The organism is Paenibacillus haidiansis (assembly GCF_036553665.1).
In the GTDB taxonomy this organism is placed as follows: Bacteria; Bacillota; Bacilli; order Paenibacillales; family Paenibacillaceae; genus Fontibacillus; species Fontibacillus haidiansis.
In genome coordinates this window covers 13,677-29,011 of the sequence record NZ_JAZHPZ010000022.1, presented here as the reverse complement: position 1 = coordinate 29,011, position 15,335 = coordinate 13,677, and the positions used below count along the sequence as shown (strand labels likewise).

Genomic DNA, 15,335 nt, shown 5'->3' with positions numbered 1-15,335 from the left:
CTAACCGGGGAGTTCTTGCCACCTGTGTAGGGGATGAATTCCCTTGTTAGTCCAACATAACAATCCATATTTTAAGGAGGAACTGTTTAAAATGGCAAAGGCTAAATACGAACGTACAAAACCGCATGTTAACATCGGTACAATCGGTCACGTTGACCATGGTAAAACAACTCTGACTGCAGCCATCACGACTGTATTGTCCAAAACATACGGCGGTGCTGCTGTAGCATTCGACCAAATTGACAAAGCTCCAGAAGAACGCGAACGCGGTATCACAATCTCGACGGCTCACGTTGAGTATGAAACTAACAACCGCCACTACGCACACGTTGACTGCCCAGGGCACGCCGACTATGTTAAAAACATGATCACCGGCGCGGCTCAAATGGACGGCGCAATCCTGGTTGTATCCGCAGCTGACGGCCCAATGCCGCAAACTCGCGAACACATCCTGTTGTCCCGTAACGTAGGCGTTCCTTACATCGTCGTATTCTTGAACAAATGCGACATGGTTGAAGACGCTGAATTGATCGAACTCGTTGAAATGGAAGTTCGTGACCTGTTGAACGAATATGAGTTCCCTGGTGATGACACTCCAATCATCCAAGGTTCCGCTCGTGAAGCTCTTCAAAACCCTGATGGCGAATGGGCTAAGAAAATCGTTGAAATGTTCGAAATCATCGACGAATACATTCCGCTTCCAGAGCGTCCAGTGGACAAACCGTTCCTGATGCCTGTCGAAGACGTGTTCTCGATCACTGGCCGTGGTACTGTTGCTACAGGTCGTGTAGAACGCGGTACTGTTAAAGTCGGCGACGAAATCGAAATCGTGGGTATCCGCGAAGAAACTAAGAAATCCGTCGTTACCGGCGTTGAAATGTTCCGTAAATTGCTCGATTCCGCTGAAGCGGGCGACAACATCGGCGCATTGCTCCGCGGTGTTGACCGTAAAGAAATCGAACGCGGTCAAGTATTGGCTAAACCGGCTTCCGTTAATCCGCATACTGAGTTCTCCGCTCAAGTATACGTATTGACTAAAGAAGAAGGTGGCCGTCATAAGCCTTTCTTCACTGGCTACCGTCCACAATTCTATTTCCGTACAACTGACGTAACAGGTGTTATCAACCTGCCGGAAGGTACTGAAATGGTTATGCCTGGCGACAACATCGAAGTTACCGTACAACTGATCTCCCCAATCGCGATCGAAGAAGGAACTCGCTTCTCCATTCGTGAAGGCGGACGTACAGTTGGATCCGGTGCCGTTGTTACCATCAGCAAATAATAAGCATTCAATTGCTTGAAAAGCCCGTTCCTCATTACGAGGAGCGGGCTTTTTTTTGTGCCTGAAACTATAAAACAAAAAATGCTATACGGTAACATGAAGTAATCGTGAAATTTGTCGAATCATGTAGAAAATTCACTTTACAGTGACATTTATCACAGGTATAATTGCTCACATCAACATATCTGAATCCCCTAAGGAGTGGGTAATAATCCAATGAAATGCCCCTTTTCTTTTCTGCACTCATCATCCCCATCTGACCGAAACAAACATCACGAATTTTCCGATTTAGCGCACAAAGCCGATCAGGCACGGGACGAGAATCAACTTGTTATCGACGGTGAGACTGAGATTAACGAGCAATTGCGGATGATTGATTTTAGCGAAGGGGACATTCGAATCTTGCATATCATGCAACCTATGATATCAAGCAGGATCGACTGGATTGTCGGCTCCTTTTACCAGTCGGTGCTTGATGTTCCGAAGCTGAAGGCCATCATCGATGAGCACAGCACGGTGGAACGGTTAAAGCAAACTTTGATCCGACATTTGGAAGAAATGTTCAGCGGCCAGATCGATCAGAATTTCATTCAGAAGCGGCTGAAGATCGCCAAGGTACATAAACGGGTCGGACTCGAACCGAAATGGTATCTTTCCGCTTTTCAAAATCTGCAAAACGCATTTCTGCAAACGATTTATCAAGAAGTTAGTGATGAAGCGCTGCTTGCGCAAATGATAAAAACGACGACCAAACTGCTCAATCTCGAACAGCAGCTTGTCCTGGAAGCTTACGAGAAAGAGAACATCCGCGAGAAGGAAGAGCAGTACGAGCTCGTCAAAAATGAGCTGAAAAGCAAAATTTCCTTCTTCAGCGAAGAGCTTCAGGATCTAAGTCTCGCTACGAACGCGGCCGTCGAAGAGCTTGTATCGAGCAGTAACGAAGTGAACCATGCGATTCTGCGCACATCCGAGACCGCCTTAATTACGAAGGCGCAAGCTGAGGAAGGCAGGGATATTCTAACCTTATTGCAGCAGCATATCGTGGGAATACATGATAAAGCCAGCTCAATGGAAGATTCTGTCATGAAGCTGGGGCAATCCTCGGCCCAAATCCAAAAAGTGGTGGTTGCAGTCGATGAGATCGCAAGTCAAATCAAACTTCTTTCATTAAATGCTTCTATAGAAGCCGCAAGAGCGGGTGAACATGGGCGGGGATTCGCCGTGGTGGCCAAGGAAGTCAATAAGCTTTCCGAGGAAGCTAAGCAAACAGTGATTCAGATTGCCGGCCTCATCCGTTATTCCGCCGAAATTTCCGAACAAGTGATTCGCGCAATCAATGAAGTAAGGAACTTTGCGGAGCAGGGGAGCGCGCAATCGGAGGATACCGGGAATATGTTTTCGAGCATTCTGACTTCAATGCAAGCCAGTGCGGATGATATCGTATTGCTCGAGGCACAGATTCGCGAACTCATTACTACTATAGAAGGAATCGGTTCATCGACGGCGACCGTCGCGGAATCGGCCGAACGGCTGAATAAGGTATCCGCCAATTTATAAAACTGCGAATTACGGTGTATTTCTTCGGGAGATGCACCGTTTTTATATTCTTTTGATTTAAAGCTTGCAATGCGCCGGGCTTTTCTATATAATAATGAATGTTGTTCTGTGACGTTGCGATGATGTGAGAGGTTACTGACACACCCGGCCCCTTTGCCATGGAAGAGTGGTCAGAAAATTTTCACGGAGTATGTCCGATACCAAATTGGGCGATAGAAGGAGGGACTAAAATGGCAAAGCAAAAAATTCGTATTCGTTTGAAAGCTTACGACCACAGAATTCTTGATCAATCCGCAGAGAAAATTGTTGAAACGGCAAAACGTTCGGGTGCTGGCGTATCCGGGCCGATTCCGCTGCCAACTGAAAAACAAGTTATTACTATTCTCCGTGCGGTACACAAGTACAAGGATTCCCGGGAACAATTCGAACAACGGACGCACAAACGTCTGATCGACATTGTCAACCCGACTCCACAAACTGTGGATGCCTTGATGCGCTTGGACCTGCCGTCCGGTGTAGATATCGAAATCAAATTGTAATCCCATTTAAGTAATGGAAATAGGAAAGGAAAAGAGGTGTCAACATGAAAGGTATCTTAGGAAAAAAACTCGGAATGACTCAAGTGTTTACTCCGGAAGGAAATGTTATTCCTGTAACGGTTATTGAAGCTGGCGGCAATGTTGTTCTGCAAAAGAAAGACCTGGAGAACGACGGTTACGAAGCCATTCAAATCGGTTACTCCGATAAGAAAGAAGCAAGAGCTAACAAGCCTGAAGCAGGTCATGCTAAGAAGGCTAATACGGCGCCTAAGCGCTACGTTCGCGAAATTCGCGGTGTTGATCTGGCAGGATACGAAGTTGGCCAAGAGGTCAAAGTCGATATTTTTGCAGAGGGCGAATTTGTTGACGTAACTGGTATTTCGAAGGGTAAAGGGTTCCAAGGCGTAATCAAACGCTGGGGACAAAGCCGCGGCCCGATGGCGCACGGTTCCCGTTACCACCGCAGACCGGGCTCCATGGGTTCGATTCAAGCGAACCGCGTTCCTAAAGGCAAGCACTTGCCAGGACACATGGGCAACGAAACGGTTACGATCCAGAACCTCGAAGTGGTCAAAGTCGACGCCGAACGTAATGTTCTGCTCGTCAAAGGCTCGATTCCAGGTCCTAAAAACAGCTTTGTAAAAATCAAACAAACGATTAAGAAATAATCGACTTAAGAAAGGAGGAACAACAAATGCCAAAAGTAGCACTCTTTAATGTCAGCGGTAGCCAAGTGGGCGAAGTTGAGCTGAACGACGCGGTCTTCGGTATCGAACCGAATGTTCATGTTCTTCATGATGCAGTAATTATGCAGCGTGCTTCCCTGCGTGCAGGTACCCATAAAGTAAAAGGACGCTCCGAAGTTCGCGGCGGTGGCCGTAAACCTTGGAAGCAAAAAGGAACGGGCCGTGCTCGTCAAGGCTCCATCCGTGCGCCGCAATGGGTTGGCGGCGGTACCGTGTTCGGACCGACTCCGCGCAGCTATGCTTATAAATTGCCGAAGAAAGTACGTCGTTTGGCGATCAAATCGGCTCTGTCTTCGAAAGTGATCGATCAGGATATCATCGTACTGGACGCACTGAGCCTGAACGCTCCGAAGACGAAAGAATTCGCAGCAATCTTGAATAATCTGAAAGTGGACCGCAAAGCTCTCGTTGTAGCTCCGGCTTACGACGATAACGTAGCGCTCTCCGCTCGCAACATTCCAGGTGTGAAATTCGTAGCGGCTGACGGCATTAATGTTCTTGACGTGTTGACGCACGACAAACTGATCATTACGAAGGAAGCAGTTCAGAAGGTAGAGGAGGTGCTCGCGTAATGAAAGATCCTCGTGATATTATCAAGCGCCCGGTGATTACGGAACGTACGGCAGAATACATGAACGAACTGAAATATGTGTTCGAAGTGGACATCAAAGCCAACAAGACCGAAATCAAAAAAGCCGTGGAAGCGATCTTCAATGTTAAAGTGAGCAATGTGAATACCCTGCGTGTTCCTGCTAAGCCGAAACGTTACGGACGCCACTTCGGATATACTCCGGAATGGAAGAAAGCGTTCGTTACTTTGGCGGAAGGCAGCAAACCGCTTGAGTTCTTTGAATCGGTATAAAATCGTTAAAGTAAGGAGGGAAATCTAGTGCCTATTAAAAAGTATAAACCGACATCTCCGGCAAGACGCGGCATGTCCGTGTCGTCGTTCGAAGAAATCACAACGGATCAACCGGAAAAATCGTTGCTGGCTCCTCTGAGCAAAACTGCAGGCCGCAACAACCAAGGTAAAATTACGGTTCGCCATCATGGCGGCGGACATAAACGTAAATATCGCATTATTGACTTCAAACGGAACAAAGACGGAATTCCAGGTCGCGTAGCTACCATCGAGTATGACCCGAACCGGACTTCCAACATCGCTTTGATCCACTATGCCGACGGTGAGAAACGCTACATTCTGGCTCCTAAAGGTCTGAAGGTTGGCGACGTAATCGAATCCGGCGTTGGCTCCGACATCAAAATCGGTAACGCTATGCCGCTCGAAAACATCCCGGTAGGTACAGTTATCCACAACATTGAGCTGAAGCCTGGCAAAGGCGGACAACTCGTTCGCGCAGCCGGTACTGAAGCGCAATTGCTTGGTAAAGAAGACAAATACGTAACGATTCGCCTGTCTTCCGGCGAAGTTCGCAAAGTCCTGAAAGTTTGCCGCGCTACGATTGGCGCCGTAGGCAACGGTGACCACGAACTCGTGAAGATCGGTAAAGCAGGCCGCAGCCGCTGGCTCGGACAACGTCCTGAAGTGCGCGGTGTCGTCATGAACCCGAACGATCACCCTCATGGTGGTGGTGAAGGTCGCGCTCCGATCGGCCGCAAATCGCCATTGTCTCCTTGGGGCAAACCGACCCTTGGCTACAAAACACGTAAAAAAGGCAAAGCTTCTGACAAGTACATCGTTCGCCCTCGCACGAAGTAATCCGCGTTTTAGCGGATCACTTCGCGGCAGCGATGATAAATCGAAACAAGCAGCGTAACGAAGGGAGGATAACAAATGAGTCGCAGTTTGAAAAAAGGGCCATTTATCGATGGTTACCTGCTCAAAAAAGTGGAAGAAGTGAACAGCTCCAACAAGAAAGTCGTGATCAAAACCTGGTCCCGCCGTTCTACGATCTTCCCGCAATTCATCGGTCATACGTTCGGCGTATACGACGGCCGCAAGCATGTTCCGGTATATGTAACCGAGGATATGGTTGGACATAAACTGGGCGAATTCGCACCAACCCGTACCTACAAAGGTCATACGGACGACGATAAGAAAACGAGACGCTAAACCCTTGAGTTTTCGTTTGAGAGGAGGTAACACACATGGAAGCTAAAGCACATGTAAAGTCTGTCCGCATTGCTCCGCGCAAGGCACAACTCGTAGTTGACTTGATCCGCGGTAAGCAAGTCGGCGATGCGATCGCGATTCTCCGCCATACTCCGAAGGCGGCTTCCCCGGTCGTGGAGAAGCTTTTGAACTCGGCGATTGCCAATGCTGAACACAACTATTCTATGGATGTCAATAAATTGGTTATTACTCAAGCTTACGTAAACCAAGGTCCGACGATGAAACGTTTCCGCCCTCGCGCTATGGGACGTGCAAGCCGGATCAACAAACGCACCAGCCACATCACATTGGTGGTATCCGAAAAATAAGGAGGGAAAACGTGTGGGCCAAAAGGTAAATCCGAACGGATTGCGGGTAGGGATTATCCGTGATTGGGAATCCAAATGGTATGCTGGCAAAGATTTCGGTGATCTTTTGCTGGAAGACGTAAAAATTCGTGAACACCTGAAAAATAAATTGAAAGATTCCGCGGTATCTCGCATCGAAATCGAGAGAGCGGCTAACCGTGTGAATGTAACGATCCACACTGCCAAACCTGGCATGGTTATCGGTAAAGGCGGTTCGGAGGTTGAGAACCTTCGCACTGAAATTACGAAAATCGCCGGCGGCAAGAAAGTTCACATCAACATTTCTGAAATCAAACACCCTGATCTTGACGCGATTCTCGTCGCTGAAAGCATCGCACAACAACTGGAACGTCGCGTTTCTTTCCGTCGTGCGCTGAAACAAGCGATTCAAAGAACAATGCGTTCGGGAGCTAAAGGGATCAAAACAGCAGTCAGCGGTCGTCTCGGCGGTGCTGAAATTGCTCGTACAGAAGGCTACAGTGAAGGAACTGTTCCACTTCATACGCTCCGCGCCGACATCGATTACGGTACGGCAGAAGCGCATACGACTTATGGCCGCATCGGCGTAAAAGTATGGATCTATCGTGGAGAGGTTCTTCCTACGGCTAAGAAACAACAAGCTGCTCAGGAAGGAGGCAACTAATCATGTTGGTACCTAAACGTGTTAAACACCGCAAGCAACAACGCGGTAATATGAGAGGCCAAGCTAAAGGCGGCACCGAACTGAACTTCGGTGAATACGGTCTGCAAGCTTTGGAGCCAACTTGGATCACCAACCGTCAAATCGAAGCAGCGCGTATTGCAATGACGCGTTACATCAAACGGGGCGGTAAAGTATGGATCAAAATTTTCCCTGACAAGCCGATTACTCAAAAGCCTCTCGAGGTCCGGATGGGTAGCGGTAAAGGTAATGTCGAAAAATGGGTCGCAGTTGTGAAACCTGGCAAAATCATGTTTGAGCTTGCCGGTGTATCGGAGGAAATCGCACGCGAAGCTATGCGTCTTGCCGCCCACAAACTGCCGATCAAAACGAAGTTTGTGAAACGTGAAGAATTGGGTGGTGAAGCAAATGAAAGCTAATGAACTTCGCAACTTAACCACTGCAGAGATTGAACAAAAGGTCGCAGGTTTTAAAGAAGAACTCTTTAACCTTCGTTTTCAATTGGCTACTGGCCAGCTTGATAACCCGACTCGGATCCGTGACGTGCGCAAGGAAATAGCTCGTGCTAAAACCGTTTTACGTGAAAGAGAACTTGGGATCACCAGTTAATAAAGCGCCAAAGCATAAGCAAAGCGCCTAAGTCCAGGAAGGAGGCTAACCATGAGCGAAGAACGCAACAGCCGTAAAGTGCAAATTGGTAAAGTCGTCAGCGACAAAATGGATAAAACCATCGTTGTAGCTGTTGAAACCTACAAAAAGCATGAGTTGTACCATAAGCGCATTAAATACACGAAGAAATTTAAAGCGCATGATGAAAATAACACTGCGAAAATCGGCGACACAGTTAAAATCGCTGAAACTCGTCCGCTGTCCAAAGACAAACGCTGGAGACTCGTTGAAGTCGTCGAAAAAGCGGTTATTATCTGATAGCAGAAAAGCTTAGACCGAAAGGAGGACCTATCCATGATTCAACCATTTACACGTTTGCAAGTTGCCGACAACTCCGGCGCGAAGGAATTGATGTGTATCCGTGTTCTGGGCGGTACCGGTCGTCGTACAGCGCAAATCGGCGATTTGATCGTTTGTTCTGTAAAACAAGCAACACCAGGCGGCGTTGTCAAAAAAGGTGATGTAGTCAAAGCGGTTGTCGTTCGTACGAAACGTTCCGTTCGCCGTAAAGACGGTTCTTACATCGCATTCGACGAAAACGCAGCGGTTGTAGTTAAGGAAGACAAGAGCCCGCGCGGTACTCGTATTTTCGGACCTGTCGCTCGCGAGCTTCGCGACCGCGATTTTATGAAAATCGTTTCCTTGGCTCCGGAAGTTATCTAATGGAAATCCCCCAACCCCGATTTACAGGAGGTGTAAAGAATGCCTAGACTGAAAAAAGTTCTGGAATCCCATAACAACAAGCTGCACGTCAAAAAGGACGATACGGTTATCGTGATCACAGGCAAAGACAAAGGCAAGAAAGGCCGCGTCATCGCCGCTTATCCTCGTGAAAACCGCGTGCTGGTGGAAGGCGTAAACATGGTGAAGAAACACCAAAAGCCGAACCAAATGAACCCGCAAGGCGGCATCATCGAGCAAGAAGCTCCAATTCACGTATCGAACGTTATGCATGTTGATCCTAAGAGCGGAAAAGTAACCCGTATCGGTTACAAAGTATTGGACAACGGCAAAAAGGTTCGCGTAGCGAAAAGATCCGGAGAAGTAATCGACTAATCCAGTAATGTAAGAAAGGAGGTCCATGATTCATGGCAAGATTGAAAGAACGTTTTTTGAATGAAGTAACACCTGCTTTGATTCAAAAATTCAACTATACAACAGTAATGCAAGTGCCTAAAATCGAGAAGGTTGTTATCAACATGGGTGTGGGTGACGCGGTAGCCAACTCGAAGGTGCTGGACTCTGCGGTAAACGATCTGCAGCTGATCTCCGGTCAAAAGCCGGTTATCACTCGCGCGAAGAAATCGATCGCAGGCTTCAAACTCCGTGAAAACATGCCGATCGGGGTTAAGGTTACGCTGCGCGGCGAGCGCATGTACCACTTCCTCGACAAGCTGTTCAACGTAACGCTTCCTCGTGTCCGTGACTTCCACGGCGTATCGACGAAAGCGTTCGACGGACGCGGCAACTATACGCTCGGCGTCAAGGAACAACTGATTTTCCCTGAAATCGAGTATGACAAAGTAGAAAAAGTACGCGGTATGGATATCGTTATCGTTACGACGGCAAAATCCGACGAAGAGTCCCGCGAACTGCTGGCCGGTCTCGGAATGCCATTTGCGAAGTAAGAACGACGAAACGTTCTTCTCCGAAACTATTTAGGAGGTGTCAGGCTAAGTGGCAAAAACTTCAATGAAAGTTAAACAACAACGCACACCGAAATTCAAAGTACGGGCATACACCCGTTGTGAGCGTTGCGGTCGTCCACATTCGGTATTGCAAAAATACAAAATTTGCAGAATTTGCTTCCGTGAATTAGCTTATAAAGGCCAGATTCCTGGCGTGAAAAAAGCAAGCTGGTAATCCATCAACAACGGGAAGGAGGTTTACACGTATGACTATGTCAGATCCAATTGCAGATATGCTTACTCGTATTCGTAACGCGAACACCGTTCGCCACGAAACGGTAGAACTGCCTGCGTCCACGATCAAGAAACAAATCGCCGAAATTCTGAAGCGTGAAGGTTTCATCCGTGACGCGGAATATATCGATGATAACAAACAAGGGATCATCCGTATTTTCTTGAAATACGGCCCTAACAACGAACGCGTCATCTCCGGTCTTAAGAGAATCAGTAAGCCGGGCCTTCGCGTGTACACGAAAAGCAACGAAGTTCCTCGTGTCCTCGGCGGCTTGGGCATCGCGATTATCTCCACGTCCAAAGGGGTTATGACCGATAAAGAAGCTCGTCAGTCGAAAGCCGGCGGCGAAGTAGTCTGCTACGTTTGGTAATTAACGTCACAAAACAAGGAGGTGCAGCAAATGTCTCGTATTGGTCGCAAACCAATCACAGTACCAAGTGGTGTGGATATCACACTTGATCATAGCGTCATCACGGTTAAAGGCCCTAAAGGCACTTTGACTCGTGAGCTTCACAAGGACATGAAAGTTACGGTTGAAAACAATGAGATCGTGATCGAACGTCCTTCCGACAACAAATTGCATCGCTCCCTGCACGGCACGACTCGCAGTGTAGTGAACAACATGGTGAGCGGTGTTACCGAAGGTTTCACCAAAACTCTCGAACTGGTCGGGGTCGGTTACCGCGCAAACAAATCCGGTGAAAAGCTGGTTCTTAACGTTGGTTACTCCCATCCGGTTGAATTCACGCCGGAACCTGGGATTACGTTCGAAGTTCCGACAAACACGAAGATCATCGTGAGCGGAATCAACAAAGAGCGCGTAGGCGAGTATGCTGCGAATATTCGTGCCGTTCGTGCGCCTGAACCTTATAAAGGCAAAGGGATTAAGTACGAAGGCGAACGCATCATTCGTAAGGAAGGTAAAGCCGGTAAGAAGAAATAAACCTCTTCTTAGCGGGCTCCTCCTGGCGTCTTGAATTGAACGGTTGATGAAGGTAAACCGAAGGGAGTGAAATGGAAGTCATGATTACAAAAGGCGATAAAAACAAAGCGCGTCTGAAAAGACATTTGCGTGTGCGGAAAAAAATCCAAGGAACGGCTGAACGTCCAAGACTTAACGTATACCGTTCTTCCAAACATATCTATGCTCAACTGATTGACGATGTAGCGGGTGTAACGATCGTATCGGCATCGACAGTCGACAAGGAATTGAGCAAAGAGATCGGCAACGGCGGCAACGTGGAATCCGCACGTAAAGTCGGCGATCTGATCGCAAAACGTGCTGCAGACAAAGGCGTGAAGGGAATTGTATTCGACCGCGGCGGTTACCTGTACCATGGTCGTATTCAAGCTTTGGCAGACGCTGCTCGCGAAGCGGGCCTTGAATTCTAAAATATTAATCAAAGGAGGTTTAACGACTTGCGTGTAGATCCGAATACTTTAGAACTGACTGAAAGAGTTGTGCATATTAACCGCGTAGCTAAAGTAGTTAAAGGCGGACGCCGTTTTAGCTTCAGCGCGCTCGTGGTTGTCGGCGACGGCAAAGGCTGGGTTGGCGCCGGTATCGGTAAAGCGGGCGAAGTTCCCGACGCGATCCGCAAAGGGATTGAAGATGCCAAGAAGAATCTTGTGCATGTTCCGCTCGTGGGAACGTCGATCCCTCACCAAGTAGTCGGGCATTTCGGCGCTGGCCGTGTGCTTCTGAAACCGGCATCCGAAGGTACCGGGGTTATCGCCGGCGGTCCTGTTCGTGCGGTACTCGAACTGGCAGGCGTAGGCGACATTTTGACAAAATCTTTAGGTTCTTCGAATTCCATCAACATGGTCAACGCGACTTTGGAGGGCTTGTCCCGTCTGAAACGCGCTGAGGATGTTGCGAAATTACGCGGTAAAACCGTCGAAGAACTTCTCGGTTAAGGAGGGAATCTCATGGCTAAACTGCAAATTACCCTCGTGCGTAGTTTGATCGGTCGTCCGGAGAACCAACGTACTACCGTGAAAACTTTGGGACTTCGCAAAATTAACCAATCCGTGGTTCACAACGACAACCCTGCCATTCGCGGCATGGTGAATCAAGTAAGCCACCTGGTTAAAGTTCAAGAAATCGCCGAGTAATTCAAGGCTAGTTGATACGAAACATCGCTTTGAGCGGATCAGGATAATCCGGCCTTCGGATTATCGTGATGCTCAAATGCCAACAATATATAAGGAGGTGCACGAACGACATGAAGTTACATGAGCTTTCCCCAGCTCCTGGATCCCGCCAAGAACGCAAGCGCGTTGGCCGCGGTACAGGTAGCGGTATGGGTAAAACATCTACGCGTGGTCACAAAGGTCAAAACGCTCGTTCCGGCGGTGGTGTGCGTCCGGGCTTCGAAGGCGGACAAAACCCGCTCTACCGTCGCTTGCCAAAACGCGGATTCACGAATCCGACGCGTAAAGAGTACGCGATTGTGAACATCGAAGAACTGAACAGCTTTGCAGCGGGTACGGAAGTAACTCCTGAACTGTTGTTTGAACAAGGCATCGTGAAGAACGCGAAGAGCGGGATCAAGGTGCTTGGCAACGGTGAAGTTACTGTTAAACTGACAGTTAAAGCGAATAAGTTCTCTCAATCTGCGGTAGAGAAAATCGAGGCTGCCGGCGGTAAAACCGAGGTGATCTAATGTTTAAAACCATTAAGAACATTTGGCACGTTCAAGATCTGCGCAAACGTATTTTGTTCACACTGTTTATTTTCCTGATTTACCGGATCGGTTCGTTCGTTCCGGTTCCGGGCGTTGATACTTCGGTATTCGAGCAAATGAATAACAGCGCGGCCAGTACTTTGTTTGGATTCTTGAACACCTTCTCGGGCGGCGCTCTCAAGAACTTCTCGATATTTGCGCTCGGGATTATGCCGTATATCACGGCATCCATCATTGTTCAATTGCTCTCCATGGACGTTATTCCGAAATTTGCGGAATGGGCGAAACAAGGTGAGCACGGCAAGAAGAAGATGGCTCAGGTTACCCGTTACGGAACCGTCATCCTGGCGGTGATCCAGGCGTTCGCGACCTCGATCGGTTTCAACCGGATGTACAATGTCCAAATGGTACCTAATGCCACCTTTGCCGATTACCTGGTGATCGCGATCGTGCTTACGGCCGGTACATCGTTCTTGATGTGGCTCGGCGAGCAAATTACGGAGAAGGGAATCGGCAACGGCATTTCGCTGATTATCTTTGCCGGGATCGTCGCCGCGTTCCCGTCTTACATCGAAACGATCGCTAAATCGGAGTTCATCGTTGAAGGTCAAGCCTTCATCAACGTCGTGAAGTCTATTGCGATTGTTATTGTATGTATCCTGATCGTTATCGGCGTCATTTACATTCAACAAGCGATCCGGAAAATCCCGGTTCAATACGCGAAACGCGTCGTAGGCAACAAGATGTACGGCGGACAAAATACGCATATCCCGCTCAAAATCAACGCGGCCGGCGTTATCCCTGTCATCTTTGCTGTATCGCTTCTGCAGTTCCCGGTCGTCATCGCCAGCTTCTGGTCGACGCACGCTTGGGCGCAGTGGATCAGCACCAACTTGTCGACGAACCGTCCGCTCGGTATGGTGCTTTATGTCGTCATGATCATCGGCTTTACGTTCTTCTATACCTTCGTACAGATGAACCCGCAGCAAATGGCTGACAACATGAAGAAGAACGGCGGATATATTCCGGGGATTCGTCCGGGGAAAACGACCGCGACTTATCTGACGCGGGTATTGACCCGTTTGACGATGACCGGCGCACTTTTCTTGGCGGTGATCTCGATTCTTCCGATGGCACTCGGTGCTCTGGCGAAATTGCCGACCAGCGTGCAAATCGGGGGGACTTCGATCCTGATCGTTATCGGCGTTGCGCTTGATACGATGAAGACGATCGAAAGCCAATTGATCAAACGCCACTATAAAGGTTTTATCAATAAATAAGCGATAGGTTCCAGGGACGAGCTCGGATTTCGAACTCACCTGGCGCCTATTGTTCTGTTTCATACAGTGTTGTGACTTGAGTGAGTTAGGAGGGAGAGATAGACATGAACATCCTATTCATGGGACCTCCTGGAGCAGGAAAAGGAACACAAGCAGAAGTCATTGTGAATGAATTCGGTATTCCGCACATCTCTACCGGAGATGCGTTCCGCTTGGCGATCAAACAGGGTACTCCTGTAGGGATCAAGGCAAAGGAATACATGGATCAAGGTCTTCTGGTACCTGATGATGTAACGGTAGGTATCGTTCGCGAGCGCCTGCAGCAGTCCGATTGCGAAAATGGTTTTTTATTGGACGGTTTTCCAAGAACCCTTTCGCAAGCGGAAGCGCTGGAGGATCTGCTCGGCGGATTAGGTAAAAAACTGGATCATGTCATCAACCTGAAGGTGGACCGGAACAAGCTGCTGGCGCGTCTTACAGGACGCCGCATTTGCAAGTCTTGCGGATCCACTTATCATGTGGTCTTTAATCCTCCTGTTCAGGAAGGTGTTTGTGATAAGTGCGGCGGCGAGCTGTACCAGCGCTCCGACGATAACGAAGAGAGCGTAGGAACGCGGCTGGATGAATATATCAACAAAACGGCACCTCTCCTCAAATTCTATGAAGATAAGGGCCTGTTGCGTCAAGTAGATGGAGAACAGGAAATCGGGGCGGTTTCGAAAGAGATCGTATCCATACTGCGAGGTTAGGTGTAATGATCATTTGTAAATCCGAAACGGAACTGGGCTTTATGCGTGAAGCAGGGCGGATCGTCGCTGAAACGCACAGACTCATCGCGCAATCGATTGAGCCTGGAATTACGACGGGGGAACTCGATCAAATCGCCGACAAGTTCATTCGCAGTCAAGGCGCGGTGCCGTCTTTCAAAGGTTATAACGGTTTTCCTTACAGCATTTGCGCTTCGGTCAACGAAGAATTGGTTCATGGATTTCCCGGCAAACGCAAATTGAACGAAGGCGACATCATCACACTTGACATTGGCGCCGAATATCGCGGTTATCACGGTGATTCGGCTTGGACGTATCCGGTCGGCACGATTTCGGACGAAGCGAAACGGCTTCTCGAAGTCACCGAAAGATCGCTGTATGCGGGACTTGCGCTTGTCAAGCCTGATGTACGCTTGTACACCATTTCGCATGCGATCCAGCAAGTAATCGAAGAAGCGGGATTCTCGGTCGTTCGGGAATACGTCGGTCACGGCGTAGGAAGAGAACTGCACGAGGAACCGCAAATTCCGAACTACGGCATGCCGGATCGGGGACCGCGGCTGAAACCGGGCATGGTCCTTGCGATCGAACCGATGGTCAACGCCGGTAAACGGTATGTCAAAACGCTGGAAGATGATTGGACAGTCGTAACGGTCGACGGCTCCTTGTGCGCTCATTTCGAGCATACGGTGGCGGTCACGACGGATGGACTGGAAATTCTCACTACACTGGATGCGTAGGTG

The 15,335-nt window shown here is 48.8% G+C and carries 26 protein-coding genes; all 26 read left to right on the top strand.

The features are described 5' to 3' along the window. Positions 1-91 precede the first annotated feature (91 nt). Positions 92-1,282: an elongation factor Tu gene (gene tuf, locus V3851_RS25050; RefSeq protein ID WP_331849164.1), complete on the top strand. Its 1,191-nt coding sequence runs from the start codon at positions 92-94 to the stop codon at positions 1,280-1,282. Between the two features lie 402 nt (positions 1,283-1,684). Continuing rightward, a complete protein-coding gene (locus V3851_RS25045; protein WP_331849163.1) occupies positions 1,685-2,839 on the top strand; it encodes a globin-coupled sensor protein in 1,155 nt (384 codons plus the stop codon). 230 nt (positions 2,840-3,069) lie between these two features. Beyond that, positions 3,070-3,378: a 30S ribosomal protein S10 gene (gene rpsJ / locus V3851_RS25040; RefSeq protein ID WP_009226637.1), complete on the top strand. Its 309-nt coding sequence runs from the start codon at positions 3,070-3,072 to the stop codon at positions 3,376-3,378. A 44-nt stretch (positions 3,379-3,422) separates the two neighbouring features. Further along, entirely contained in the window at positions 3,423-4,046 is a 624-nt protein-coding gene (rplC, locus tag V3851_RS25035; RefSeq protein ID WP_331849162.1) for a 50S ribosomal protein L3, read from the top strand. A 26-nt stretch (positions 4,047-4,072) separates the two neighbouring features. Next, a complete protein-coding gene (gene rplD / locus V3851_RS25030) occupies positions 4,073-4,696 on the top strand; it encodes a 50S ribosomal protein L4 (protein ID WP_331849161.1) in 624 nt (207 codons plus the stop codon). Continuing rightward, positions 4,696-4,986 carry a 50S ribosomal protein L23 gene (gene rplW, locus V3851_RS25025; protein WP_331849160.1) on the top strand — a complete coding sequence of 97 codons (291 nt, stop codon included), beginning with the start codon at positions 4,696-4,698 and terminating at the stop codon, positions 4,984-4,986. Before rplD ends, rplW begins: the two co-directional genes overlap by 1 nt. A gap of 27 nt (positions 4,987-5,013) precedes the next feature. Next, positions 5,014-5,844, top strand: a complete 831-nt coding sequence (rplB, locus tag V3851_RS25020; RefSeq protein ID WP_331849159.1) for a 50S ribosomal protein L2 — start codon at positions 5,014-5,016, stop codon at positions 5,842-5,844. Between the two features lie 75 nt (positions 5,845-5,919). Continuing rightward, entirely contained in the window at positions 5,920-6,198 is a 279-nt protein-coding gene (rpsS, locus tag V3851_RS25015; protein ID WP_331849158.1) for a 30S ribosomal protein S19, read from the top strand. Between the two features lie 35 nt (positions 6,199-6,233). Next, on the top strand, positions 6,234-6,566 hold the full coding sequence (gene rplV, locus V3851_RS25010; protein ID WP_331849157.1) for a 50S ribosomal protein L22: 333 nt from the start codon (positions 6,234-6,236) through the stop codon (positions 6,564-6,566). Between the two features lie 13 nt (positions 6,567-6,579). Next, a complete protein-coding gene (gene rpsC / locus V3851_RS25005) occupies positions 6,580-7,248 on the top strand; it encodes a 30S ribosomal protein S3 (RefSeq protein ID WP_331849156.1) in 669 nt (222 codons plus the stop codon). A gap of 2 nt (positions 7,249-7,250) precedes the next feature. Then, positions 7,251-7,685 (top strand): 50S ribosomal protein L16, encoded by a 435-nt coding sequence (gene rplP, locus V3851_RS25000; protein WP_059040326.1) that lies wholly within the window; start codon positions 7,251-7,253, stop codon positions 7,683-7,685. After that, positions 7,675-7,875 (top strand): 50S ribosomal protein L29, encoded by a 201-nt coding sequence (gene rpmC, locus V3851_RS24995; RefSeq protein ID WP_148458035.1) that lies wholly within the window; start codon positions 7,675-7,677, stop codon positions 7,873-7,875. Before rplP ends, rpmC begins: the two co-directional genes overlap by 11 nt. Positions 7,876-7,926: 51 nt before the next feature. Then, positions 7,927-8,193: a 30S ribosomal protein S17 gene (rpsQ, locus tag V3851_RS24990; RefSeq protein ID WP_331849155.1), complete on the top strand. Its 267-nt coding sequence runs from the start codon at positions 7,927-7,929 to the stop codon at positions 8,191-8,193. Positions 8,194-8,229: 36 nt separating this feature from the next. Beyond that, positions 8,230-8,598 carry a 50S ribosomal protein L14 gene (rplN, locus tag V3851_RS24985; RefSeq protein ID WP_044482513.1) on the top strand — a complete coding sequence of 123 codons (369 nt, stop codon included), beginning with the start codon at positions 8,230-8,232 and terminating at the stop codon, positions 8,596-8,598. A 39-nt stretch (positions 8,599-8,637) separates the two neighbouring features. Further along, complete coding sequence (rplX, locus tag V3851_RS24980; protein ID WP_331849154.1) at positions 8,638-8,991, top strand: 50S ribosomal protein L24; 354 nt, start codon at positions 8,638-8,640, stop codon at positions 8,989-8,991. A 32-nt stretch (positions 8,992-9,023) separates the two neighbouring features. Next, positions 9,024-9,563 (top strand): 50S ribosomal protein L5, encoded by a 540-nt coding sequence (rplE, locus tag V3851_RS24975; RefSeq protein WP_331849153.1) that lies wholly within the window; start codon positions 9,024-9,026, stop codon positions 9,561-9,563. A gap of 49 nt (positions 9,564-9,612) precedes the next feature. Further along, positions 9,613-9,798 carry a type Z 30S ribosomal protein S14 gene (locus V3851_RS24970; protein WP_009226651.1) on the top strand — a complete coding sequence of 62 codons (186 nt, stop codon included), beginning with the start codon at positions 9,613-9,615 and terminating at the stop codon, positions 9,796-9,798. A gap of 31 nt (positions 9,799-9,829) precedes the next feature. Next, a complete protein-coding gene (gene rpsH / locus V3851_RS24965; protein ID WP_128630038.1) occupies positions 9,830-10,228 on the top strand; it encodes a 30S ribosomal protein S8 in 399 nt (132 codons plus the stop codon). Between the two features lie 30 nt (positions 10,229-10,258). Beyond that, entirely contained in the window at positions 10,259-10,801 is a 543-nt protein-coding gene (rplF, locus tag V3851_RS24960) for a 50S ribosomal protein L6 (protein ID WP_331849152.1), read from the top strand. Between the two features lie 80 nt (positions 10,802-10,881). Further along, the gene (gene rplR / locus V3851_RS24955; protein WP_331849151.1) at positions 10,882-11,250 is read left to right on the top strand and encodes a 50S ribosomal protein L18; all 369 of its coding nucleotides are present in this window, start codon (positions 10,882-10,884) and stop codon (positions 11,248-11,250) included. Between the two features lie 27 nt (positions 11,251-11,277). Continuing rightward, complete coding sequence (gene rpsE, locus V3851_RS24950; RefSeq protein WP_331849150.1) at positions 11,278-11,775, top strand: 30S ribosomal protein S5; 498 nt, start codon at positions 11,278-11,280, stop codon at positions 11,773-11,775. 12 nt (positions 11,776-11,787) lie between these two features. Next, positions 11,788-11,973, top strand: coding sequence for a 50S ribosomal protein L30 (gene rpmD, locus V3851_RS24945; protein WP_331849149.1), 186 nt, complete (start codon positions 11,788-11,790; stop codon positions 11,971-11,973). A gap of 110 nt (positions 11,974-12,083) precedes the next feature. Beyond that, entirely contained in the window at positions 12,084-12,524 is a 441-nt protein-coding gene (gene rplO, locus V3851_RS24940; RefSeq protein WP_148458043.1) for a 50S ribosomal protein L15, read from the top strand. After that, a complete protein-coding gene (secY, locus tag V3851_RS24935; RefSeq protein ID WP_331849148.1) occupies positions 12,524-13,825 on the top strand; it encodes a preprotein translocase subunit SecY in 1,302 nt (433 codons plus the stop codon). The genes rplO and secY overlap by 1 nt, the downstream gene beginning before the upstream one ends. Positions 13,826-13,929: 104 nt before the next feature. Beyond that, complete coding sequence (locus V3851_RS24930) at positions 13,930-14,574, top strand: adenylate kinase (protein ID WP_331849147.1); 645 nt, start codon at positions 13,930-13,932, stop codon at positions 14,572-14,574. Positions 14,575-14,579: 5 nt separating this feature from the next. Then, positions 14,580-15,332 carry a type I methionyl aminopeptidase gene (map, locus tag V3851_RS24925; RefSeq protein WP_331849146.1) on the top strand — a complete coding sequence of 251 codons (753 nt, stop codon included), beginning with the start codon at positions 14,580-14,582 and terminating at the stop codon, positions 15,330-15,332. Positions 15,333-15,335 lie beyond the last annotated feature (3 nt).